This is a genomic window from uncultured Roseovarius sp. (genome assembly GCF_947489715.1).
Lineage (GTDB): Bacteria > Pseudomonadota > Alphaproteobacteria > Rhodobacterales > Rhodobacteraceae > Roseovarius.
The window spans coordinates 142,957-166,743 of record NZ_CANLER010000008.1; the positions used below are offsets into that span (position 1 = coordinate 142,957).

The window sequence follows — 23,787 nt, forward strand, 5'->3', positions numbered from 1 at the left end:
CATGAAACTCATACGCCTCTCGCTCTGGCACGTGCCCCTCACCGCCCATGACACCTATTACATGGCCGATGGCAAAACCTGCGATACGACCCCCACTGTCGTACTCCGGCTCGATACCGATACCGGCCTCTCGGGTTGGGGAGAGGTCTGCCCGATCCCGCATTACCTGCCCGCCTATGCCGCCGGCGTCGCCCCCGCGATCACCGACATGGCGCCCCTGCTGCTTGGTGCTGACCCCACCGGGCCTGAGGCACTGATGGCTCGGCTTGACCAGCACCTGCAAGGCCATGTCTATGCCAAATCCGCCCTCGACATCGCGCTCTGGGACCTGACCGGCAAGGTCGCCAACCTGCCGCTTTATGCGCTGCTAGGGGGCCGCGCGGTGCCCGACATGCCGCTTTACCATTCCATCACCTGCGTCGCCCCGGACGAGATGGCGCGCATGGCCCGGAACGCACAGGCGCAGGGCATGACCCAGTTTCAGGTCAAGCTGGGCGCAGATGATGACTGGCAGGCTGATGTCGAACGGCTGACACAGGTGCGCGCTGCGGTCGGCTCCGGCCCGCTGGTCTATGGCGACTGGAATTGCGGCGCGGATCGGCTGACCGCCACACGCGTCGGTCGGGCGGTGGCGCATCTCGATGTGATGCTGGAACAGCCCTGCGCCACGATCCCCGAATGCGCTGCCGTGCGCGCCGCCACCGGCCTGGCCATGAAGTTGGACGAAAACGCACATGATATCCCGTCGCTGCTTGAAGGCCAAGCACTGGGATGCATGGATGCGGTGGCGCTGAAACTCAGCAAGTTCGGCGGGCTGTCGGCCACCAGACGCGCCCGCGATCTCTGCCTGACGCTGGGCACCCAGATGTGTATCGAAGATACCTGGGGCAGCGACATCACTACCGCCGCCGTGCTGCACCTTGCCGCTGCCACCCCGGCACGCGGGCTGATGAATGCCTGCGATCTCAGCCACTATGTCGGCCCCCGCCTCGCGCCCGACGCGCCCACGCGGCAGAATGGCCGCATCGCCCCGCCCAACGGCCCCGGCCTTGGCGTCACGCCTGATCCCGATTTCCTCGGCCACCCCGATCTGGTTCTCGACTAGGAGGTTTCCAAATGCTCAAGACCCGCACCCAGGACGAATGGATTGCCCGCGCACAGGACGTCCTACCCGCCGGTGGTTTCGGCAATTTCGACCCCGGCATTTTCATCCGCGAGGGCAAAGGTGCCCGCGTCTGGGACGAGGACGGCACCGAATATATCGACTACCTGATCGGGTCCGGCCCGATGCTGCTGGGCCATGGCCACCCCGAGGTGCAGGAGGCGGTATTCGAACAACTGCCCCGTGGCATGACCTTCTTTGCCAACAACGCCCCCGCGATCGAACTGGCCGAGGAAATCTGCCGCGCCGTCCCCTGCGCCCAGCAACTGCGCTATGTCAGCTCTGGCGGCGAGGCGGATATGTACGCCATTCGGCTGGCCCGCGCCTTTACCGGGCGCGACAAGATCGTCAAGTTCGAAGGCGGCTATCACGGCATGTCCGCCGAAGCACAGATGTCGCTGGCGCCGACGCAACTGGCCAATTTCCCGCAAGCGGTGCCCGACAGTGCCGGCATCCCCGACAGCGTCGCGGCTGAAATGCTGATCGCGCCCTTCAACGACCCCGATTATATCCGCTCCCTGCTGGCCGAATGGGGTGATCAGGTGGCGGGCATCATCGTCGAGCCATTGCAGCGCATCATCCCGCCGGCCCCGGGCTTCCTGCAGTTACTGCGCGACGAGGCCGACAAATACGGCATCGTGCTGATCTATGATGAGGTCGTGACCGGCTTTCGCTTCTCTTACGGTGGCGCGCAGGAACTTTACGGCGTGGCCCCCGACATCTGCACCCTTGGCAAGATCATCGGCGGCGGCTTCCCCCTTGCCGCCATTGCCGGGCGCGCGGACATCATGGCGCATTTCGACAAATCCGCCGTGGGCGCGGATAAATGGCTGATGCAGCTGGGCACGCTGTCGGGCAATCCCGTGGCGGCGGTGGCGGGGCTCAAGACGATGGAGATCCTGCGCCGCGACGGGCAATATGACCGGCTGCGCGATCTTGGCCAACAGATCATGGATATGGCGAGCAAGGCGCTGGAGGCGCATGCCATCCCCCACCGGATCGTCGGCGACCGCACGCTTTTCGAAATCGTCTTTACCGACAAGGATGTCGGCAATTACCGCGATGTGCTGCAGTCCGATACGGCCCGGGCCGCGCGGTTCAACGCCGTTCTGCGGCAGGAAGGGCTGTTCAAATCGACCGGCAAGACCTACCCCTGCCTTGCGCTCACGGACGAAGATCTGGCCCAAACCCGGACCGCATATGACCGCGCCGCACAGGCCATCGCCGGCTAGAATCAGACACTCCTTTTTGCACGGATGTGCCCCCCTCAACCGCAGGGGTAGCGCAGGTATGCACCTATCCCAAAGTGTAGCTACAACATATGGTGCGGATTTTCAGGAATAATTTTTACCTGACAGGAAACACGACGCATGCTAATCTGTTTGCGACACGGCTCTTTCGATAGGAAAAGAGTCGAGTTAGAGGTAATATTGGTGTACCATCCGAACCACTGATGGACCAATACTAAACCAAAAGAAAGGGGCCACCTGAACAAGAGCCCCACAAAAAAGCAACTGTCCAAACGGGAGGACAACTGAATGGATACCGATATCGGTGCTTTGACGGTGATTTTCACCGAGTTCTATTATTGGGTGACTGTACCCTTCATGTTCCTGATCCATGTAGGCTTCTGCATGTATGAGGTCGGCGCAACCCGCCACAAAAACCACGTTCACACGCTGATGAAAAACACCATGCTCATCCCGCTGGTGACCGTCACGTTCTTCTTCTTCGGATGGTGGATCTACTTCGCCTTCCCCAATGGCCCGGGCATCACCGGTGGCCTTACCCAATCCGATAACGCGGTTCCGTGGGGCGAACTGATGGGCACCCACCTGGGTGGACCCGGCATCGCCAGCCAGGACCCCGTCATGGGTTACGGGGTTGAGCTGGGTAACAGCTTCTGGGCGCGCATCAACGGCGTGTTCTGGGCGGCCTTCCTGCTCTTCTCCTGGACTGCGGCCTCGATCGTCTCGGGCGCCACAATCGAACGCATCCGCCCCTCGGCCTTCTGGATCCTGGCCGTTGTCATCGGCTCGTTCACCTGGATCATCGACGCCGCCTGGGGCTGGCACCCGGATGGCTGGATGGTCACGCAGCTAGGCTATCACGACGCTTACGCCTCGGGTGTGATCCATGCCATCGCCGGTGGTTTCGCGCTTGGCGTGGTCTGTGTGCTGGGGCCAAGGATCGGCAAGTTTGCCCCCGATGGCACCCCGCGCAACATCAACCCGCATAACAAGTGGCTCGTTACCATCGGCCTCTTCCTGATCTATTGCGGCTTCTGGGGCTTCTACGTCGCCTGTAACGTGCCGATCATCGACCACCAGTCGCTGGGCGGTGCCGAAGGCGTGGTGAACTTCACCGCGACGACGATCTACCTCACACCGACGACGCTATCGGCCATCGTGTTCAACTTCCTGATGTCTCTGTCAGGCGGTCTGATCATGGGCTACATCGTGTCCAAGGGCGAGGCGTTCTGGACCTACTCGGCTGGTCTTGCCGGGGTCATCACCGCATCTGCGGGCAACGACCTCTACCATCCGTACCAGGCGATGATCATCGGTGCGATCGGCGCTTACTGTGCCTACAAGCTGCACTTCTGGGTCGAGCGCAAGTTCAAGATCGACGATCCGGTCGGCGCAATTGCCGTGCACGGCTATGCCGGTTTCATCGGCCTGATCATCTGCGGTTTCATGCTCTGGGGTCACCCGGCCACCGCCGCCTATCACGATCCGGCAGCGCATATCACCCCGTGGGGTCAGCTTGCGGGCGCGATCATCATGTTCGGTGTTCTGGGCTTCCTGCCTGCTTTCATCGTCTCGAAAATCCTTTCGGGCATGGGCATGCTGCGGGTGCCGCCGGCGGTTGAACTCGTTGGTCTCGACATGAGCGAAGAGATCGCCGAGGAAATGGATGCCATCGCGATTTCCGAAGCCGACATCGCTGAGGCCAAGCGCCTTGGCCTGCTGAACTAAGGAGGACTGCAAATGTCAACGACACAAGTAGAAACCTGGGCCGGAGCCGACCTGTCGCAAATCGGTCCAATCTACCCGATGGTGGGGATGGAGTTTATCCTCTTCGTCGTCTGCGTCCTCTTCTGGCTGGCCTTCCACGTCATGCAGGCCGGGATCGAGAAGAAGGAAATGGAGGCTGACGAAGCCGCCGCAAGAAGCCCGGAACGATTAAAACGGGTCTTCGACGAGGAAGCGCACGAATAGGCGCAGCCTCGGACCAACATGAAACGGCCCTCGCAGATCGCGGGGCCGTTTTGATTTCAGGGGCATGACACGCCCAAGTGGGAGATCGCCCAAACAGCGCGCGACACCCCATACTTCATCCCGCTCCTCGCCCACATATCACCCCGAAACAGGCGCATCTTGACATTAATGCGTAAATAACAGATATTTCTGTTATGACAGAAATTAAAGACATAAACGAATCAACCGCCAAGGATCAGTTCATCCTCTATTGGGGCGATATGGGCAGCCAGTGGGGCGTGAACCGTTCAGTCGCGCAGATCCATGCGCTGTTGTTCCTCAGCACCAGCCCGATGAACGCTGAACAGATTTCGGACGAGCTGGGCATCGCCCGCTCCAACGTGTCGAACTCCCTGAAAGAACTGGTCGGTTGGAAACTGATCCGCCGCGTGCCCATCGCCGGTGATCGCCGCGAACATTTCGTGGCCGAGGTCGATGTCTGGGAAATGGCCATGCTGATCGCCCAGGGCCGCAAGGAGCGTGAGATTGATCCGGCGATGGCCGCGATCGACATGTGCATCCGCCAGGCCGATGACGAGCCTAACCTGAACCCGGTCATCCTGAACCGGATGAAGGAAATGCAGGAGTTTCTGCAAACCGCCGACCGCTGGTCGTCGCAAATGCTGTCCGTCCCGAAATCCCGGCTCAATGCCCTGATGAAGATGGGCGATAAGGTGTTTTCCCTGCTGAAACTGACCGGCAAGAAATCCGAATAATCCGCGCTTTCCCTTTTTTTATCCCATTATTTCTCTCAATACTGAAATAAGTGATCCTACAGAACGAGTGATAATATGATGATGTACCCCACCCCACCGACCTGCACCAAAGAACCCGACCACCGCTTTCGCAATCTGCTGGGAGAGGAGGCGTGGAACAATCTGCCCGTCGCAATCCGCAATCGCTTTGGCAAACGCCTGAGCGGCGGGGCCAGCGTTACCTATCAGGGCAAGGTGACCACGATGCGCCTGTCCCTTGCGGGCCGCGTGCTGGCCAATCTTGCCCGCCTGATCGGTGCACCCCTGCCCTATGACCTGTCGTCGGTCGGACACCCCGCCGTGGTCTCGGTCACCGAAGATGTCGCCAGCGATGGCCAGTTCTGGATCCGTCAATATGGCCGCGCGGCGGGGTTTCCGCAGATCCTGCACAGCTCCAAACGCTTTGCCGGGCCGACCGGGCTTGAGGAATACGTGGGCTATGGCATCGGCATGGCACTTCGGGTGCAGGCCGACGGTAACGCTCTTCTTTTCAAAAGCGATCACTACTTCCTGCAAATCCTCGGCCGCCGCCTGCGCCTGCCGCGTGCCCTCAGCCCCGGCGCGCTGGTCATCGGCCATCACGATCTGGGCGACGGCCAGTTCCTTTTCGCCCTCACCCTCACCCACCGTTTGTTCGGCTGCCTGATCCGGCAAGACGCTCTCTTTCACGACGCCAAGGAGTAACCAAAATGGACAATCCGATCCTCTGGACCCTGATTTCGATCCAGGTCTTCATGGGTGCCTTCGACACGCTGGTGCATCACGAAGGCTCCGAGCGTCTGGCATGGCGCCCCTCGCAAAAGCACGAACTGCGCCTGCACGGCGTGCGCAATTTCTTTTACGCGGTGATCTTTCTCTGCTTTGGCTGGTTCGAACCGCACGGCATCTTCACCATGATCCTCGCGGGCATCCTTGCAACCGAGGTGCTGATCACCCTGTGGGATTTCGTCGAAGAGGACATGACCCGCAAACTGCCGGGCACCGAGCGGATCAATCACACCCTACTGGCATTGAACTATGGTGCCATCCTTGCGCTGGCCGCACCCTACCTCTGGGACTGGGCGTTTCTGCCCAGCGCCATCATCCCCGTCAGCTATGGCTGGTGGAGCGTGATGGCCACCGCCTCGGCCCTGGGTGTCGGCCTGTTCAGCATCCGTGACCTGCTGGCGGCGGCGCGCAGCGATCGGCTGGACCGGGGCGATCCGGCGGCACTGGTGGCAGGGATGCCGCCCCGACGGAATATCCTGATCACCGGCGGCACCGGCTTCATCGGTGCCCGTCTGGTGCAGGCGCTTGTAGCCGCCGGTCATCATGTCACCGTGCTGACCCGTGATTTGCGCCGCGCCGACGCGCTGGCCCACCCGGTGCGCCTGATCACCGCTCTGGATCAGATCGCGGATGAGGACCGGGTCGATGCCATCGTCAACCTTGCCGGTGATCCGATTGCCAATGGCCTCTGGACCGCCCGCAAACGGCAGCGCATCATCGCCTCGCGGGTTGAGATGACCCGGGCGCTGATCGCACTGGTTGCCCGGCTGCACCATAAGCCCGAGAGTTTCATCAGCGGCTCGGCGATGGGATGGTATGGGCTGCACGGTGACGCCGAGCTGTCCGAAAACGCCAGCCCGGCACCCGCCTTTACCCGCGATGTCTGCGTCGCGTGGGAAGACGCCGCCGCACCGGTCACCGATCACGGCGTGCGTCTGGTGGTCCTGCGCACCGGTCTGGTGCTGGGCGTCGATGGCGGCATGCTGGCCCGGCTGCTGACCCCGTTCGAATTCGGTGCAGGGGGTATCATGGGGAACGGACAACACTGGATGCCTTGGATCGAACAGGACGACATGATCCGTGTCATTACCTTCGCCCTGGCCAATCCGCAGATCAGCGGCCCGATCAATGCCGTGGCCCCGACCCCGGTGCGCAATGATCAGTTCTCCCGCGACCTCGCCCGCGCCCTGCACCGCCCGCTGTTCCTGCGGTTCCCCGGTTGGCTTCTGGCGGGCGTGCTGGGCGATCTCGCGCGCGAGACCATGCTGGGTGGACAGCGTGTGATCCCCGCCGCGCTTCTGCGTCATGGGTTCGAGTTTCAGCATGCCGAGCTTGGCCCGATGCTGCGCCGGATCACCGGGTCGAAATCCACTGGTTTTGGTCGCGCCGAACATCGGCAAAAACGGCAAAAAACGGTCCGTGTCCCCTAACAGCGCCTTAAGGCACCGCCCCATCCGGGCAATGTGTACACAATCCGCGTACACAGTTTACACAGTTGCAACTTTGGACGCTGCCGGGGTCACACTCCGCAGCGTTCACTTTTTCCGGCTAGAAAATCAGCTTGCAGCGCGCACCGCATCCGTAATGCTGCCCAACACCTTGTCCAGCAGCGGCAGGTCTTCGGCCTCGCCCATCACGCGGATCAAAGGCTCCGTGCCTGACTTGCGGATCAAAAGCCGCCCGCCGGTACCAAGTGCGGCTTCACCGGCTGCAATCGCGTCCTGAACCGGCGCGGCTTCAAGCGGAGTCTTGCCTTGTTCATAGGTGACGTTAATCAGCTTTTGTGGAACAGGATCAAAGACTTGTGCCAGCGCGCTTGCCTTCTGACCGGTCTCGACCATCGCGGCCAGAAATTGCAATCCACCGATCAGCCCGTCGCCGGTGGTGGCATAGTCGGTCATCACGATATGACCCGATTGTTCTCCGCCCAGGTTAAAGCCGCCTTCTCGCATCCTTTCAACGACATAGCGGTCGCCAACCGCGGTCCGCTCCAGCCCGATCCCCTGGTCCTGCAAAAAACGCTCCAGTCCCAGGTTGGACATCACCGTCGCCACCAGCGCCTGACCGCTCAACCGCCCCTCACGGGCCCATCGCGAGGCGATCAGACCCATGATCTGATCCCCGTCAGACACGCGCCCATTCTCGTCAATCAGGATCACCCGGTCTGCATCCCCATCCAGGCAAATGCCCAGATCGGCGCGGGTTTCACGCACTCTCTGCGCCGCTTTCTCGGGATGGGTCGATCCGCAATCTTCGTTTATGTTGAATCCGTTAGGGTCCACTCCTAATGGAATCACATCGGCGCCCAGCTCCCACAGAACCTCCGGCGCGGTGCGATAGGCCGCTCCGTTGGCGCAGTCCAAAACGATGCGCAACCCATCCAGCCGCTTGCCCCGCGGAAAGGTGGTTTTGGCATATTCGATATAGCGCCCGCGTACGTCATCCACCCGCTTGGCACGTCCGATATTCTCGGGCGCGGCCGGCGAAACCCCCGCCTCCAGCAGCCGCGCAATCTCGCTTTCAGCATCGTCGTTCAGCTTGAATCCGTCCGGTCCGAAGAATTTGATCCCATTATCCGAGGCCGGATTGTGGCTGGCCGAAATCATCACGCCCAAATCTGCCCTGAGGCTATGGGTCAGAAACCCGATCGCCGGTGTCGGCACCGGCCCCAGCAGGAACACGTTCATGCCGGTCGAGGTGAACCCCGCCGTGAGCGCGTTTTCGATCATGTAGCCCGAAAGCCTTGTATCCTTGCCGATCACGACGCGGTGCTCGTTCTTGTCACGGCGAAAATAGCGCCCGGCAGCAGCAGCCAGCTTCAGCGCCATTTCGGCCGTCATCGGCCAGCTATTTGCGCGTCCACGTACCCCATCGGTGCCAAAAAGTTTATCCGCCATGCCACGTCCGATCACTAAAATCCTGCCCCGGTCAGGGCGCTTATTCCTTTACCCGCTGATCCGCGCAACTTCTAGCGTCTTATCGGCAAATCGGCGCGATCATACCGCCATTGTTGCCGCAACCGCGCGTTTCCAGGTTGCGTATTTGCTATCACGCGCCGCGCTTTCCATATTAGGGGAAAATCGCCGATCCCGCGCCCATCCTTGGGCGAATTCTTTGGGCCCGGGATAGATACCCGCCTGCATGCCTGCCAACCAGGCAGCGCCCAACGCCGTTGTTTCCAGGACTTTCGGTCGATCCACCGGCGCATCGATGATGTCGGCCAGAAACTGCATCGTCCAATCCGACGCGCTCATCCCGCCATCGACGCGCAGTACCGCCTGCCCGCCAGCGTCCGACCAGTCATCGCGCATCGCCTCAAGCAGATCGCGGGTCTGATAGCCCACGCTTTCCAGGGCCGCGCGGGCAAATTCCTCGGGGCCGGAATTGCGGGTCAGGCCAAAAACCGCCCCGCGACAATCGGCATCCCAATACGGCGCCCCCAGCCCCGTAAAGGCAGGGACGATCACAACGTTCTGGGCCGTGTCTGATGCTTCGGCCAGCGCCTTGGTTTCACCCGCATCCGCGATGATTTTCAGGCCGTCCCGCAGCCATTGCACAACTGCCCCCGCCACGAAAATCGAACCCTCCAGCGCATAGGTCGGTTTACCGTCAAGCTGGTAAGCAATTGTTGTCAAAAGACGATTACTGGACACAACCGGAGTGTCCCCGGTATTGAGCAGCGCAAAACAGCCGGTACCATAGGTCGATTTCATCATGCCCGGACTAAAGCACGCCTGCCCGATCGTCGCCGCCTGCTGATCGCCCGCTACACCAAGGATCGGTATTTCTTGCCCCAACCAATCCGGTTGCGTGCGGCCAAAATCCGCCGCGCAATCGCGCACCTCGGGCAACATCTGCATCGGAATGTCCAGCAAGTCGCAAATCGCACTGCTCCAACGTCCTTTGCGGATGTCATAAAGCAAGGTGCGTGCTGCATTGGTGGCATCCGTCGCATGTACCTGCCCGCCGGTCAGCTTCCAGATAAGAAAGCTATCGACCGTACCGAAAAGCAACTCGCCCGCCTCTGCCCGAACGCGCGCGCCGTCAACATTCTCCAATATCCACCGCAGTTTGGTGCCCGAGAAATAGGGATCCGCCAGAAGACCAGTACGTTCGGTAATCATCTCGGCATGCCCTGCTTCGCGCAGGGATTTGCAATAATCCGCAGTGCGCCGATCTTGCCAGACGATGGCATTATGCACCGGCTCGCCGGTGGTGCGATCCCAGACCACCGTGGTTTCGCGTTGATTTGTGATGCCGATGGCAGTGATCTTGTTGCTTACCTGCTCCATCGCTTCGCGACAGGTCGCCAATGTCGTCTGCCAAAGATCTGACGGGTCATGCTCGACCCAGCCAGAAGCTGGAAAATGCTGAGGAAATTCCTGCTGCGCCACGGCCACGGGCTGCATCGCGCTATCAAACACGATTGCCCTGCTCGATGTTGTGCCCTGATCAATCGCAACAATATGTGTCACCGAAATACCCCCGTTTTGTCCGACCAGTTTGGCAACGCGACCGACGGAAGGCAATATGACTTACGTCTGGTTTTCCTGCATCCACTTGTCCAGGGCTGCGATCTGCTCATCGTTCATCCGCAGGCCAAGCTTTGTCCGACGCCATACCACGTCTTCGGCCGTGTGCGCGTACTCGCGATCCATAAGCCAACGCACCTCGCGCGCACTTAGACCCGCACCGAAATCCTGGCCCAGATCATCTGGGCTGTCGGCGTCCTTCAGCATTTCACGTGCCTCGGTTCCGTAAGCACGCACCATGCGGCGGGCCTGGCGCTGTTCAAGAAACGGGAAGTCCTGCGCCAGATCAGCGACCAACCTATCAAACCCGTCCATCGGGAAATCCCCGCCCGGCATGGCAACCCCCGCAGTCCAAGGCCCGGTGGCACCGGGAAAGAAAGGCATGATCTTTTCAAGCGCCGCCTCGGCCAACTTGCGGTAAGTGGTGATCTTGCCACCAAAAACATTCAGCATCGGCGCACCGCCGTCGCTTCGGACCTTGAGCACATAGTCTCGTGTTGCCGCTGTCGCCGAACTTGCGCCGTCATCATAAAGCGGCCTCACACCTGAATAGGTCCAAACAATATCAGACTTCTCAATCGGTTGGCTAAAATAAGATGCCGCAAACTTGCGCAGGTAGTCCGCTTCTTTTGTCGTGCAAACCGGCCTCGTGCCGACATCCGCGTGTTCGGCATCCGTGGTGCCGATCAGGGTGAAATCCGTCTCGTAAGGAATGGCAAAGATGATCCGCCCATCCTCGCCCTGAAAGAAGTAGCATTTGTCATGATCAAAAAGTTTCCGGGTGACAATGTGGCTGCCCCGTACCAACCGAACGCCTTCGGATGCATTGATACCGGCAACACCTTCAATCACATCCTTGACCCAAGGCCCCCCTGCATTGACCAGCATTCCAGCCCGCACCTGCCGCATCTCACCATTGGCTGATTCCAGGGAAATCACCCAGTGATCCGCGCGTCGCTCGGCCCGTGTCGCACGGGTGCGGGTATTGATCCGGGCGCCTCTTGCCTCGGCATCGCGCGCGTTGAGCACGACAAGGCGGCTATCTTCGATCCAGCAGTCCGAATACTCATATGCTTTGGTAAAGCGATCCTGCAATGGGCGGCCTGCCGGATCGTTCGCCAGATCGACCACGCTTGTCGCAGGCAGGATTTTTCGCCCACCAAGATGATCATAAAGGAAAAGCCCCAGCCGGATCAGCCAGGCAGGTCTGCGCCCTTTCATCCACGGCATCATAAAGCCAAGCAATTTTGACGTGGGCGTTTCCACATCAAAACGCATGTCACGGTGATAGGGTAACACAAAGCGCATCGGCCAACTGATATGCGGCATCGCCCGCAACAATGTCTCGCGCTCGATCAGCGCCTCACGCACCAGCCTGATCTCAAAATATTCCAGATATCGCAAACCACCGTGGAACAGCTTGGTCGAGGCCGAGGATGTGGCGGAGGCCAGATCGTTCATCTCGGCCAATTCCACGCGCAGACCCCGCCCCGCGGCATCACGCGCTATGCCGCAGCCATTGATACCGCCGCCGATCACGAAAAGATCAACATCCCAAGATTGTGACGAAGCAGACAAATGAGGCCCCTTGCCCCTGAAACAGAGCATCTTTGATCACTTATAATATAAAACTTGTCAATATCGCGCGTTCGTTTACTTTCGTTCTAATTTTTTGCATCAAGGAACGGACATGCCGCAAACGTTTCGCCATCCAGATATTCTTGAGATCGCCCGAGCGGAGGGGAAAGTAACAGTTGACGGACTAGCAGAGCGGTTCGGGGTCAGCGTTCAGACAATCCGCCGCGATCTGACCGATCTGGCAAGAGCGGGGCGGCTGACACGGGTGCATGGCGGCGCAACACTACCCTCGGGTATCCGCAACATCGTCTATGAGGAACGCCGTCAGCTCAACAGTGCCGCAAAAGAGGCGATTGCCCGCACCGCAGCACAGATGATCCCATATAATGCCTGCATTTTCTTGAATATCGGCACGTCGACAGAAGCGCTGGCACGCGAACTCATAGGTCATGAAAATCTGATCGTGGCGACCAACAACATTAACGTAGCGCAAATTCTGGCAGCGAACAAAAATTGCCAGATCACACTGACCGGTGGCAGTTTCAGGTCTGGCGATGGCGGGCTGGTGGGAGAGATGGCCGCCGCATCGTTGGAGAACTTCAAATTCGATATCGCCATCATCGGCTGTTCCGGGGTGGATACCGATGGAGAATTGCTGGATTTCGATCCGCAGGAGGTAATTGTAAGCAGGCGCGCGCTTGAGCGATCACGCGGCAGTATTCTTTTGGCGGACAGCTCAAAATTCACCCGTACGGCACCGGTTCGCATTGCGTCGATCAGCCAGATCGACACGATCATTTCAGATAAACCTCTGCCCACGGAACTCTCAGAAAGATGTGCGTCGCTGGACACGGAAATTCAAATCACCAAAACAGACGGGCAACCACGGAACAAACTGGACAGCCGCAGTCGCACGCGCGACAGTGACCTCAAGTAAATTGAGGATCAAATCATGAGAATTTGGCTGATCGCTGGTCTTATCGTCGCGCTGTCTGGTTGCAAAGAAGAAGCGCCCGAACAGGAAACTGTCATTCGAGGGCTGAAAACCCATAGAATAGCGAATGTCGAAAAATCCACGATCCGGCGCTTCCCTGCGGTTCTTGAACCTGCAGAACTGAATACCTTGGCCTTTGAGGTCGGCGGCAAACTAGAAGCAATCGATCTTGATGTCGGCCAGCTTTTGAAAGCGGGTGATCTGGTTGCAAGAATTGATCCTACCACGCTGGAATTGCAGGTGGAAAACGCACAGGCCGGTGTCGCACAGGCGCAATCGGCAGCCCAGAACGCGGCCGACACGCTGGTTCGTCAGCAGGAATTGTTCGAGCGTGGCGCAACGACCAAGGTGTCTGTCGACGACGCACGCACCGAAGCAGAAACGACCGCCGCTACTCTGGTGCAAGCCAAAAAGGCGCTGGAAACAGCTGAGGAAGACCTTACCAAATCTGAAATCCTGGCGCCGTTCGATAGCGTGGTGAACTCCGTCGACGTGCAATCATATGCCACGGTCACCGCCGGCACAGCCATCGCCTCAATCTATTCTCCAAAAGGTTTTGAAGTCTCCTTTTCGGTCAATTTTGATACGGTGGAACGTCTGGTGGTCGGAACCCCGGCCAAAGTTCGCCTGGCCGATCGCCCGGATATTGAACTGGATGCCGTGGTCAGCGAAATCGGCTCGCGCGCAGATGCGGTGTCGAGCTTTCCGATTGTCCTGAGCCTCACAGAAGCCAACAATCTACTCAAGGCGGGCATGGCAGTCGAGGCAGCACTTTCCTTTGCCCTGCCAGAAGAGGAAGGTTTTACCCTGCCCCTCTCGGCCATCATCAAGGACGGCAAGAATGGTGATCCGGGCAGTCCACGCAAGCCTGGAAAATTAGGCGTCTATGTATTTGATCCCGCGAGCAGCACAATCAAACGCCGCACTGTCGCCGTTGGCGGTGTGCGGGAAAACTCCATCGTGATTGTCGATGGATTGAGCGAAGGTGATCTGGTCGCGTCGGCTGGTGTCTCGTTCCTGAAAGATGGCCAGCAGGTCAAATTGCTCGACGAGCAGGAATAATACCATGGATATTCTTGCGCGCTTCGGCATCGAAAAATCCCGACTGACAATCCTGGTGATGATAGGCCTTCTGTTGATGGGGTCGTTGGCCTATTTCGGCTTACCCAAACGAGAGAACCCCGCAATCACCATCCGCACCGCAGCCGTGTCGGCGTCTTTTCCCGGAATGGCACCCGAACGGGTTGAAGACTTGATCGCGGATCCGCTGGAGCGCGCCGCACGCGAGATCGGCGAAGTGGATGAAATCTCGACCCTGGTTACAACTGGCAACGCGCTTTTGAAGATAACGCTCGGCGACAGCATCCCAAAGGATGATATCGAGGCCATCTTCGTTGATCTGCGGAACAAGATCGAGGATACCGCCGGCGAATTGCCCGACGGTACGCAAGGTCCATTTATCAACACCGATTATGGCGACGTTGCCATCGCTACAATCGCCGTAACAGGTGACGGCTTTTCTTATGCAGAACTCTCGGATGCAGCGGAGGATCTACAACAAAACCTCTACAAACTGGACGGCATTACCAAAGTCACCCTTTCTGGCGAACAGGATGAGCGCATTTGGCTCGAAATTGATAGCCGCAGGCTAGCGGCAATCGGAGTGCAAATTCCCACCGTTCTTAACGATCTGAGCGCCCAGAACGTAATACTGCCCGCAGGCCGGATTGATGCCGACGGAACGAATATCATTCTGGAGGCCAACGGAAACCTGACATCACTTGAGCAAATCGGTGGCGTCCTGACCAAGCTACCTCAAGGTGGGATCGTGCGCTTGCGCGACATCATGACGGTGCGACGCGGGTATGTCGATCCGATGGACAAGCCAATATATTTCAATGGCGAACCCGCTGTGATTGTCAGTGTTGAGATGTCCGATGACCGTGATATTCAGAAGATCGGCGACCTGCTCAAACGCGAAATCCCGCGGTTCGAACAACAACATCCCATCGGGATCAGCTTTAACATTTCAACCTTTCAGGAAACCAACGTCACCCAGTCGATCAACGGCGCCCTGTCCAATGTCGCCCAGACATTTGCAGTTGTTCTGGTCGTAATCATGCTGTTCCTGGGGTTCCGCCCCGCACTCATCATCGCCAGTATCGTGCCTTTCACGGTGGCCTTTTCCCTTCTTTTGATGACCCGAATTGGTATCGACCTAGAACAGATTTCGATTGCAGCGGTCATCATCTCACTAGGTCTTCTGGTGGATAACGGCCTCGTCGTGGTCGAGGATATCGAAAACCGCATCCGCGCGGGCGCTACACCAAAAGACGCGGCGATAGCCGCCGGTGGGCAGTTTTTCATCCCGCTCGCAGTCGCTTCGATCACCACCGTTTCGGCCTTCTTACCGATGTTTTTAGTCGAGGGCACATCGGGCGAGTTCGCCTTTTCCCTTGGGGCCGTGGTGGCACTTATGCTCAGTGGTTCGTGGTTGACCGCCCATTACATCCTGCCTTTTCTTGCCGCCAACCTGCTTAAACCGAAGAAAGAGACAGAAAGTTCAGAGAATTTTCTGATCCGTTCCTATGGAACGATTATCGCCAAAACCCTTCGGTGGGGCTTGCCAGTGATCGCATTGACCTACCTACTGGTCTTTTTCGGGGCTTCCATGTTCGGCAACCTCAAATCCGAGATGTTCCCCCTTAGCGAACGAGCCGAGTATCTGGTCTACCTGGATATGCCCAAAGGAACTTCTATCTCGGCGACCAGGGACGAGGCGCTGGCTGTTGATAGGTGGTTGCGTGACCCCGAGCAAAACCCGGAAACCCATAATACGACTGTCTTTGTCGGCGATGGTGGCCCCCGTTTCTACCTTGCTCTCGAGCCTGCCGATACTGACCCCGCCAGTGCCTTTATTCTCGTTAATACAAAGTCTTTCCAAGATGCAGTCGTTGCGGCCGAGCGAGCGCGGCGACATCTTGCTGTCAATCATCCTGCCGCCCGGGCACGCATCACGCGGCTGTCGATGGGCGGTGCTGAATCCGGCATTGTCGAGGTCGAAATCACAGGACCCGATGCCGACACCCTGCTTTCGGCGGCGCAGGAAGTCGAAAAAGCCTTCGATCAGGTTCCTGCGCTGGTCCTGAATGAAAATGACTGGGGCAACAAGGTCATCACAATTGGAATTGAGATTCTTCAGGAAAAAGCACGTGAACTGGGCGTGACATCCGAGGAAGTTTCAGACGTGATGGAGGCTTATTTCTCGGGAACAACCTACACTGTCTATCGCGAGGGGCCCGACCAGATTCCAGTTGTCGTGCGCGCCGAAGATACCTTCCGCGACAGTCTCGAAGACCTGGCAAACCTTTCACTGCCCACCGATTCAGGGCTGATATCGCTTGATCAGGTTTCTTTTTGGCAGCCCCGGCTTGAGTTGGCACAACTGCTGCGCATGGATCAGGAACGTCAGATCATCATCTCAGGCAAAAGCGCCACGCTGTCCGCCGCCGAAGTAGAAGAAATGATCACCCCTACGCTGGAATCACTGAATCTGGGACCGGAATATGAAATCGAAATTGGAGGTGAGAGCGAGGATTCCGCTGAAACCAATGCCGACCTAGCTGCTGGTATGCCCTATGCGGTCGTCGTCATGATTGCCGCGCTGATCTTTCAGTTCAACTCCGTCCGCCGTGTCGCGTTGACTTTCATGACCATCCCCCTCATTGTCGTGGGCGCCCCGCTTGCACTTTTGCTGACCGGCCAGCCCCTATCCTTCTTTGCCATCCTCGGGCTGATCTCACTGATGGGTATCATCATCAACAACGCCATTGTCCTGATCGACCAGATCGACATAGAACGAAAAACCCTTGGGCTTGACGAGGCGATTGTCACCGCCGCAAAAAAACGCCTGAGCCCGGTCTTGCTAACGTCGCTGACCACTGTGCTGGGCCTCTTGCCGATGGCCCTTGCTGGTGGTGCTTTATTCGAACCTATGGCAACACTGATGATCGGCGGTTTGCTCATTGCTTCGCCGCTGACGCTGATCTTTGTGCCACCGACCTATCGCTTGTTTTTTCGCCGCGATTGAGACTTGACGCGGCCCCGCTCCTGTCTTACCTACCGGCTCGGTCCGGCGGAGTAGCTCAGTTGGTTAGAGCAGCGGAATCATAATCCGCGTGTCGGGGGTTCAAGTCCCTCCTCCGCTACCATCTCTATCTTTCCTAATGTGGCGTCTTGGAATGAAAGCTGAAAGCTTTGGAACTGCCACGCGTTAATTATCTGCTTCCAGCTTACTGGCTACTTGGGCCGTGAATTTTAGAGCGCCTCTTTTTCCCATAGCTTGCATCCAGATTGAAATATTCGTTCGTGTATAGCCGCCTCTATTGCAAGCACGTTAGCTTTATTGCCTAGCGCTTTATGCGGGATCACCCAGTTTTGAGGGTCAGGCCCAGATCAGGACACGTTCTTTTGGTTCTTGTGATCGCTAAGTTGTTTCATCTGTTCCGAAGCTTTGACAGGCCGCGAATACAGAAAACCTTGATGGATCGTGCAGCCCATATCCAATAACAGCTTACGATGTTCTTGTGTCTCAACGCCTTCTGCAACGATGTCAATTCCGAGCGTGTTTCCGATCTCAAGGACGCAGGACAACAGCCTCTTGTTACGGTCCTGCAAGGGGGCAGGTATCACCAGCTCTCTTGCAATCTTTAAACGGGATGGACGCATTGTCATCAAGCTCACAATCGAAGTTTTACCAGTTCCGAAGTCGTCAATTTCGACCTCCATCCCCAGGTCGCGGATGTTATCAATCGTCCAGGCTAGTTTTGGTGAAGGGCTGTCAAGCGCGGTTGTTTCAAGCAGCTCTACAGCAATCGGCGTTGTCACCCCGTCACACAAATTACGCAGCCGGTCGATCAAGGCATCGTCTTTCAGATGGTCTTCAGACAAGTTCACCGACATACGCGGAACATGAAAACCAAGTTCTTGCGCCTCGCGCAGGAACAGGGCGCATTTGTCGAATATGATTCCATCAATTATCCGTACAAGATCATTTTCTTCTGCCGTTGGCATGAATTCCTGCGGGCTTAAAACCTGACCATTAGGCTTGCACCACCGCGCGAGCGCTTCCATACCAACAATTTCACCTGTATTGGCATCGACCTGCGATTGGAAAAAGGGTTCGAATTGACGAAGTTCGATCGCCTCCAGGAGGTCTGTGACAATTTTTCGCCGCTTCCTGACCCGCTCGCGAATTTTCTCAGTGGAGAAAATCGTCCGGTTGCGCCCCTTATGCTTGGCTTCGTATAGAGCTTCGTCGGCAGCACTTGTCAGGGTCTCAAGCGTGGTCGAACGTCCGCATTTTTCCCAGGCTATTCCGATGCTTGCCGTCACAACATCACTCACACTTGAACGATCATGTGGGACCGCCAGCTCTGCAAGTGCCTTGTGAACCTGCTCTGCAAAGTCTTCACCCTTCTGTCGACCACCATTTCGGATGAGACAAATAAATTCCTCACCTCCATACCGTGCGACAAGGGTCTCATTGTCATCGCCCAGATCACTCAAAACTGACGCGACAGAAACCAAGCAGCTATCACCTGCCTGATGCCCATAATGATCGTTAAAGGGCTTAAATTGGTCGAGATCGATCATGATCAACGCCACCGATGCATGATCTTCAGCAGCATCCTTGACACTGCGAATAGCAAACCTGTCGAACGCGCCCCGGTTGGTCAAACCCGTCAATGCATCGCAATCTGCCTGATGTTTCAAAGCCAAGTTGGCGGTGTGAAGTTCTTGTGTTCGTGCTTTCACAGCCTTGGATAACTGCGAAGAACGTTGGCTTAGCTCCGAATTGTTCTTGCGTACTTCTCGGCTTGCATCTTCAAGTTCATGAATTGCAGTTTCAGCGGTGCCAGACATCGCAACGATACGGTCACCCAAGAGTTCAACTTCTGTGTTTCGTAAAAATCCCGGCGGTTTGGGAATTGTGAGCGCGCCAGCACCTGGCTTCCAGCGCGACGTCGCCTCAGCGATTTGGATGATGTGGCGGGTCAACGCGGCATAAACCAAAGCTACAAGTGCCAAACCGAATAATAAGTTTTTCACAGTGGAGAGCAGAAAGAATGAAACCATTCGGCGCACAATTGCGGGCGGGACAATGGACCTATCAACAATGATCGTCAGCTCGCCGATTACTTCGCCACTATCCAATTCAGGGTTTCGAAGCTCTCGGGTCAATAGAACTTCATCACTCTTTGCGATAAGCGCTACTGTCGGCAATGTGGGTGTCAAAACACGCCCGCGCTCCACCATAACCTCGCTGCCATTAAGTATTTGAACATAGCGAATGGCGCGTTGCGTAAAAAGGCCAGCTACGGCTTGATCCGCTGCCTCATTATAGAAATTATAGACTGCGGAAGCGGCAGAAGGCGTTATGCTGTCCAAGAATGCTTCGGCCGAGTCTTCAACCGCGTTCTTTTGTTGTTGTAAGTCGAGCGACAATTGTATCAGCGCCGCAAACAAACCAAGAACCAATGCCAAGAACAGAGTGATCTTCAGCAGTACCTTGCTAAGGGCTCTGGGCTGCGCGGTAAACGTGCCTGTTTCTTGCGGTTTCGCAGAGCGCATCTGAGGTCAGTTGGACAGTTGAATTTCCGCGGCATCGACGGCAATTTGCAAGGCTTGGGCTACCGCTTCGGCATCCGGTTTACTGCGCGAGACCAGAAGGTAGCCGCCGCTGATCACCAGAGGTGTATCCAGCACCCGGAGACGGGCCTGTTCGCTTTCTGAAAATAATTCACTGATCAGATGCCATCCAGCGGTTTCGCTCATGGGGTAAACATCTATTCGCCCTGCAAGCAGCTTTCGCAGATTAGCTTCGTCAGATGTCGCTTCGGACAAAGTCAAACGTCCACTTTCACCCATTTCCCAGAGCTGCGGAGTGTAGGTGTACCCCGGCACAACGCCGATACGCAGACCCGACAGATCTTCGAGAGAATTCCAATTCGGAACGTCTGAATCCGCAATTGTAAAGAAGACTTCGCGTTCTCTCATTACCGGACCTACATGAATGAAGTGCGGTTCGCGCATTTCGCTATAGTACCAGTAGGACGTCGCATCATACATGCCGCGCCTCGTCGCCTCGAGCGTCCGTTTCCAAGGCATGTAGTCGAACGATATTTCAAATCCTGCGTTCTTTGCGATGTTCCGAACGCTTTGATTTACAATCCCTTCACCGGGCAGGTCCTGGCCCGTGAAAGGCGCATAACTTCCTGTCGCTATTGAAAGTGTTCTCGTTTCAGAATGAGAAATCGTGGCTATCGCCAGACAGACAGATGTCATTAAGGATAGGATACGCATACACAAGCTCCGACTCTAAAGGATTTCTTGAATACCTAGAGAGGGAGGTTTGAAATTTCGTTTGCAAACGGGGCATCCATAAAATTTGCGACAGATTAATCACCCGTACGCGCCTCTGGGAGTGGCCTTTCCAATCAATCAAATTTTTTAAGTCAAAAAGATAAAATCTTGCGTTTTGCCGAAGCTGAAATCCCTTGATCGCTGTAAATAATTTTTTAGTTCTTTGCGTGACCCAATGATCCCCTGATTTGTATGGTCGTGTTAAGCTCCGCTGAGCTGCCAGCGCTTTTCGTCTCAACCATATTCACAAGTTCAACTGCCGCCTTGCTACCCATTTCCCGGTGGGGCACATGCACAGTGGTCAAGGCTGGAAATACAACTTTTGCTAATTCGATATCATCAAATCCCGTTATCGAAACATCCCCGGGCACATCCAGTCCAAGCTCGCGCGCGCGTCGAATTGCACCGACCGCGAGCACATCGTTTCCGCATAAGATTGCCGTTGGTGGCTTCTTGAAAGACATCAATTTTTCAAAAGCTTCGCCGCCACATTCTATTTCATACTTGGTTTCGACAATATTCAAATTCGCCGGGTCAAGCCCATTGGAAGTCAACGCATCTTTGATACCCTCTATACGCTGCCGAGCCCTGTCGTTTCCCTGTGTTGCGCCAGAGATGATACCAACCCTTCGGTGGCCGCGTTTCAGAACTTCTTCGGTCAGGGCGCGCATAGATGCCCTGTTATCAAAACCGATGCACGGGTGCGGCGCATCATCTGCAAAGGTCCACGCGATCAGCGCTGGCACCTCTCGTTGTTTCAAATATTGATAAATTGAAGCATCCCGGTCATGTCCGATAAGAAGTAATCCATCAGCGCCGCGTGACACCAGCGCGCGAATCTGCTCTTCCTCAACATCCGGCCGATAGGCCGAGCTTGCGACCAAAAGCGTATAGCCCTTCTGGTGCAGCGCCTCCTGAAATGCCTGCAAACTACGGGCAAAGATGGCGTTTTCCATCGTGGGTATGATCGCGCCTATCGTATAAGTACGTTTCGCGGCCATCACACGCGCACCGAAATTCGGTGTATATCCGAGTTGATCTATTACCTTCAAAACGCGATTGCGGGTGTTTTCGACGACACGCTCGGGCGTATTGATGCAGCGCGATACGGTCGCGGTTGATACGCCCGCTGTCTTTGCAACATCATCCAGCGTCGGAACGGTTTTATTACCAGTCATGCCCAGCCTTAAAAAACGCGATATGTATTTTTAGCAGCAAAACTGGTCTCATGAAACCATAAAATGTAAGCGCTTGCATTTTGTTAATGTAAGCGCTTACACTGAGGTAGCAATCGAATCGCCCAGGAGAACCACCAAATGTTTCTCATCGCCTCAATCGCCGTGTTTGTAGTTTATTTCGCGAATGTCGCACTGGGCGCATTCGCTGGCAGCGCCTTCTTGGGCGACGTCGGCGAAATGCTGGTTCTATTCGCGGCGTCGATCTTGTTCGTCATCGCAATTCTTAAAAAAGAAGCCGACCGCGACGAAAAAAACGGCGGCTAATGGTCCAATGGGAGGACAATTGATGGAGAAAGACCAAAAGGAACTCGCGTCGGCTGAGCGCCGCAACTTTCTGAAACTGACCGCAAGCGGCGGCTTCACGGCAGCCTTGGTTGCCGGTGCAGGTGGCATGCTCTGGTCAACTGACGCGAGCGCGCAGACTGCAAATGAAGAGCGTGATCGAGAGAAAGCGGCAGAGCACGTGATGACCTTGGCAACAGCCTATGTGCTGGGTGCCTCGCGCAGCTATCCTATTATGCAGCTTGATCTGAAAGAGAACATTCAGAATGCCACTAACGGCAAGGTGTACGTCAAACTGGCCCCGGGTGGTCAGTTGGGCGCAGGCGGCTCGCTGGTTCAGAAAGTTCAGGGTGGTACCATTCAGGCGGCGCAGCATTCGCTGTCGAACTTTGCTCCCTTTGCCTCGACCGTTGATCTCATCAACATGCCCTATCTGTGTGGTTCAAACCAACGCTTCACCAACCTGGTTAACTCAGATTACTGGAATGCCGAAGTGCATCCCAAGGTCGAAGCCGCGGGATTCAAGGCATTGTTTTATGTCAATATTGACCCTCGTGTCGTCGCCGTGCGTAAAGGCGGCGCCGGAGCCGTGCTAAGCCCAGGTGACCTTTCGGGTGTCAAATTCCGCGTCCCCGGTTCGAAGATGTTGCAGCAATATTACCGGATGGTTGGCGCAAACCCGACACCGGTAGCATGGGGTGAAACGCCATCCGCAATCAAACAAGGTGTCGCCGACGCGCTGGATCCGTCTGTGGGCGCGCTTTACGTCTTTGGCTTCAAGGATATCCTCAGCCATGTGACCTTCACGCAGGCGGTGCCAGACAGCCAAGTCTATTCGTGCAATCTAGAATGGTTCAACTCCATGCCGGCTGATGTGCAAGAAGGGATTATGTGGGGTTCGGAAATGACTGCACATCAAAATCTGTCTAAGGTGCCATCGGCTCGTGCCTATGCAATGGCGGAACTGCGCAAGGCTGGTGTTGAGTTCCATTCACTGAGCGCAGATCAGCTAGCTGAGTGGCAGGAAGCTGGCGGTTACCAGCGGTCTGAATGGGATGAATTCAAGACTGAGCTCGCAGGGTCAATCGAGGCTTTCAATAAACTGGAAGAAGCGGCCAGCACGCAGGGCAAATATTACGTCCACGACGCATAAACAGCTGCGCGGGTGCCTCAGCAAGAGCAGGCGCCCGCACCTTTTCCTGAATCCGTTTAGATCACCGTGCGCAGGCCGCTAGGTCCGCCGTAAAGCACTGTTGCCAATAGATTGGATAAGTAATGGACACACTCCGCCGAATTGACCGTGACGCCGAGCGATGGCTGCTTCTCGTCTTTTACGTGATGCTTGTCATCACAATGGCAATCGAAGTGCTGCGCCGCGAGATTTTCTCCTACTCCTCCATCTGGGGAGAGGAAATCGTGCGTTATTCCTTTATCTATCTGGCATGGATCGGTGCGGCAGCGGCAGTCAAGGAACGCGCGCACATCCGAATTGATGTGGTGATGCACTACATCGGACCACGTCCCAAAGCGTTATTGTACATATTCGGTGATCTGGTGATGTTTGTAGTCGCGATCATCGCCCTCTACTGGTCTTTCGAGGCCGTCCATGTCTCGGCCAAGTTCGGTTCGGTCACTGACGGGCTGCGCATTTCCAAAGTCTGGTTTCTGATGGCAGTTCCCACCGGGTTTGCGCTGATGATCTGGCGATTGCTGCAATCCTTTCTTCGCGATTTGAAATCCCTAAGAGACGGGACCCCCGTCTTCGAAGGCGACAAGCTTTTTGATTGAGGAAT

The 23,787-nt window shown here is 56.7% G+C and carries 19 protein-coding genes and 1 tRNA gene; 14 read left to right on the forward strand and 6 right to left on the reverse strand.

From position 1 onward, the window contains the following. Nucleotide 1: 1 nt before the first annotated feature. From Q1B27_RS18605 to Q1B27_RS18635, 7 genes are all read left to right on the forward strand, one after another. Nucleotides 2-1,105, forward strand: a complete 1,104-nt coding sequence (locus tag Q1B27_RS18605; RefSeq protein ID WP_299849784.1) for a mandelate racemase/muconate lactonizing enzyme family protein — start codon at nt 2-4, stop codon at nt 1,103-1,105. Nucleotides 1,106-1,116: 11 nt separating this feature from the next. Beyond that, nucleotides 1,117-2,394 carry an aminotransferase class III-fold pyridoxal phosphate-dependent enzyme gene (locus Q1B27_RS18610; protein WP_299849786.1) on the forward strand — a complete coding sequence of 426 codons (1,278 nt, stop codon included), beginning with the start codon at nt 1,117-1,119 and terminating at the stop codon, nt 2,392-2,394. 306 nt (nt 2,395-2,700) lie between these two features. Continuing rightward, nucleotides 2,701-4,140 carry an ammonium transporter gene (locus Q1B27_RS18615; protein WP_299849789.1) on the forward strand — a complete coding sequence of 480 codons (1,440 nt, stop codon included), beginning with the start codon at nt 2,701-2,703 and terminating at the stop codon, nt 4,138-4,140. A 12-nt stretch (nt 4,141-4,152) separates the two neighbouring features. Then, nucleotides 4,153-4,383: a hypothetical protein gene (locus Q1B27_RS18620; protein WP_299849791.1), complete on the forward strand. Its 231-nt coding sequence runs from the start codon at nt 4,153-4,155 to the stop codon at nt 4,381-4,383. Nucleotides 4,384-4,577: 194 nt separating this feature from the next. Further along, complete coding sequence (locus tag Q1B27_RS18625) at nt 4,578-5,138, forward strand: MarR family transcriptional regulator (RefSeq protein ID WP_299849793.1); 561 nt, start codon at nt 4,578-4,580, stop codon at nt 5,136-5,138. A 78-nt stretch (nt 5,139-5,216) separates the two neighbouring features. Then, nucleotides 5,217-5,861 carry a DUF4166 domain-containing protein gene (locus tag Q1B27_RS18630; RefSeq protein ID WP_299849795.1) on the forward strand — a complete coding sequence of 215 codons (645 nt, stop codon included), beginning with the start codon at nt 5,217-5,219 and terminating at the stop codon, nt 5,859-5,861. A 5-nt stretch (nt 5,862-5,866) separates the two neighbouring features. After that, nucleotides 5,867-7,375, forward strand: a complete 1,509-nt coding sequence (locus Q1B27_RS18635; protein ID WP_299849797.1) for a TIGR01777 family oxidoreductase — start codon at nt 5,867-5,869, stop codon at nt 7,373-7,375. Nucleotides 7,376-7,501: 126 nt separating this feature from the next. On the opposite strand, the gene glmM is transcribed toward Q1B27_RS18635, so the two are convergent. The 3 genes from glmM to glpD all read right to left on the reverse strand — a co-directional run bounded on the left by glmM (nt 7,502) and on the right by glpD (nt 12,055). Beyond that, complete coding sequence (glmM, locus tag Q1B27_RS18640; RefSeq protein WP_299849799.1) at nt 7,502-8,842, reverse strand: phosphoglucosamine mutase; 1,341 nt, start codon at nt 8,840-8,842, stop codon at nt 7,502-7,504. Between the two features lie 99 nt (nt 8,843-8,941). Next, entirely contained in the window at nt 8,942-10,420 is a 1,479-nt protein-coding gene (gene glpK / locus Q1B27_RS18645) for a glycerol kinase GlpK (protein WP_299849801.1), read from the reverse strand. 60 nt (nt 10,421-10,480) lie between these two features. Beyond that, on the reverse strand, nt 10,481-12,055 hold the full coding sequence (gene glpD / locus Q1B27_RS18650) for a glycerol-3-phosphate dehydrogenase (RefSeq protein WP_299849804.1): 1,575 nt from the start codon (nt 12,053-12,055) through the stop codon (nt 10,481-10,483). 112 nt (nt 12,056-12,167) lie between these two features. Here glpD and Q1B27_RS18655 point away from each other — a divergent pair, with 112 nt between their 5' ends. From Q1B27_RS18655 to Q1B27_RS18670, 4 genes are all read left to right on the forward strand, one after another. Next, the gene (locus Q1B27_RS18655) at nt 12,168-12,992 is read left to right on the forward strand and encodes a DeoR/GlpR family DNA-binding transcription regulator (RefSeq protein ID WP_299849806.1); all 825 of its coding nucleotides are present in this window, start codon (nt 12,168-12,170) and stop codon (nt 12,990-12,992) included. A 15-nt stretch (nt 12,993-13,007) separates the two neighbouring features. Then, nucleotides 13,008-14,111 carry an efflux RND transporter periplasmic adaptor subunit gene (locus Q1B27_RS18660; protein ID WP_299849808.1) on the forward strand — a complete coding sequence of 368 codons (1,104 nt, stop codon included), beginning with the start codon at nt 13,008-13,010 and terminating at the stop codon, nt 14,109-14,111. Nucleotides 14,112-14,115: 4 nt separating this feature from the next. Continuing rightward, nucleotides 14,116-17,139, forward strand: a complete 3,024-nt coding sequence (locus Q1B27_RS18665; RefSeq protein ID WP_299849810.1) for an efflux RND transporter permease subunit — start codon at nt 14,116-14,118, stop codon at nt 17,137-17,139. 44 nt (nt 17,140-17,183) lie between these two features. Then, nucleotides 17,184-17,260, forward strand: a tRNA-Met gene (locus tag Q1B27_RS18670). A gap of 244 nt (nt 17,261-17,504) precedes the next feature. Here Q1B27_RS18670 and Q1B27_RS18675 read toward each other — a convergent pair. The 3 genes from Q1B27_RS18675 to Q1B27_RS18685 form a co-directional block, all read right to left on the reverse strand. Beyond that, nucleotides 17,505-19,682, reverse strand: a complete 2,178-nt coding sequence (locus Q1B27_RS18675) for a bifunctional diguanylate cyclase/phosphodiesterase (protein WP_299849812.1) — start codon at nt 19,680-19,682, stop codon at nt 17,505-17,507. Between the two features lie 6 nt (nt 19,683-19,688). Further along, nucleotides 19,689-20,414 (reverse strand): ABC transporter substrate-binding protein, encoded by a 726-nt coding sequence (locus Q1B27_RS18680; protein WP_299849814.1) that lies wholly within the window; start codon nt 20,412-20,414, stop codon nt 19,689-19,691. A gap of 215 nt (nt 20,415-20,629) precedes the next feature. Next, nucleotides 20,630-21,652 carry a LacI family DNA-binding transcriptional regulator gene (locus tag Q1B27_RS18685; RefSeq protein ID WP_299849816.1) on the reverse strand — a complete coding sequence of 341 codons (1,023 nt, stop codon included), beginning with the start codon at nt 21,650-21,652 and terminating at the stop codon, nt 20,630-20,632. A gap of 138 nt (nt 21,653-21,790) precedes the next feature. Between Q1B27_RS18685 and Q1B27_RS18690 the strand changes: the two genes are divergently transcribed. The 3 genes from Q1B27_RS18690 to Q1B27_RS18700 all read left to right on the forward strand — a co-directional run bounded on the left by Q1B27_RS18690 (nt 21,791) and on the right by Q1B27_RS18700 (nt 23,782). After that, nucleotides 21,791-21,976, forward strand: coding sequence for a hypothetical protein (locus Q1B27_RS18690; protein ID WP_299849819.1), 186 nt, complete (start codon nt 21,791-21,793; stop codon nt 21,974-21,976). 22 nt (nt 21,977-21,998) lie between these two features. Then, complete coding sequence (locus Q1B27_RS18695; RefSeq protein WP_299849821.1) at nt 21,999-23,147, forward strand: TRAP transporter substrate-binding protein; 1,149 nt, start codon at nt 21,999-22,001, stop codon at nt 23,145-23,147. 122 nt (nt 23,148-23,269) lie between these two features. Continuing rightward, on the forward strand, nt 23,270-23,782 hold the full coding sequence (locus Q1B27_RS18700) for a TRAP transporter small permease (RefSeq protein ID WP_299849823.1): 513 nt from the start codon (nt 23,270-23,272) through the stop codon (nt 23,780-23,782). The last annotated feature ends 5 nt before the right edge of the window (nt 23,783-23,787 follow it).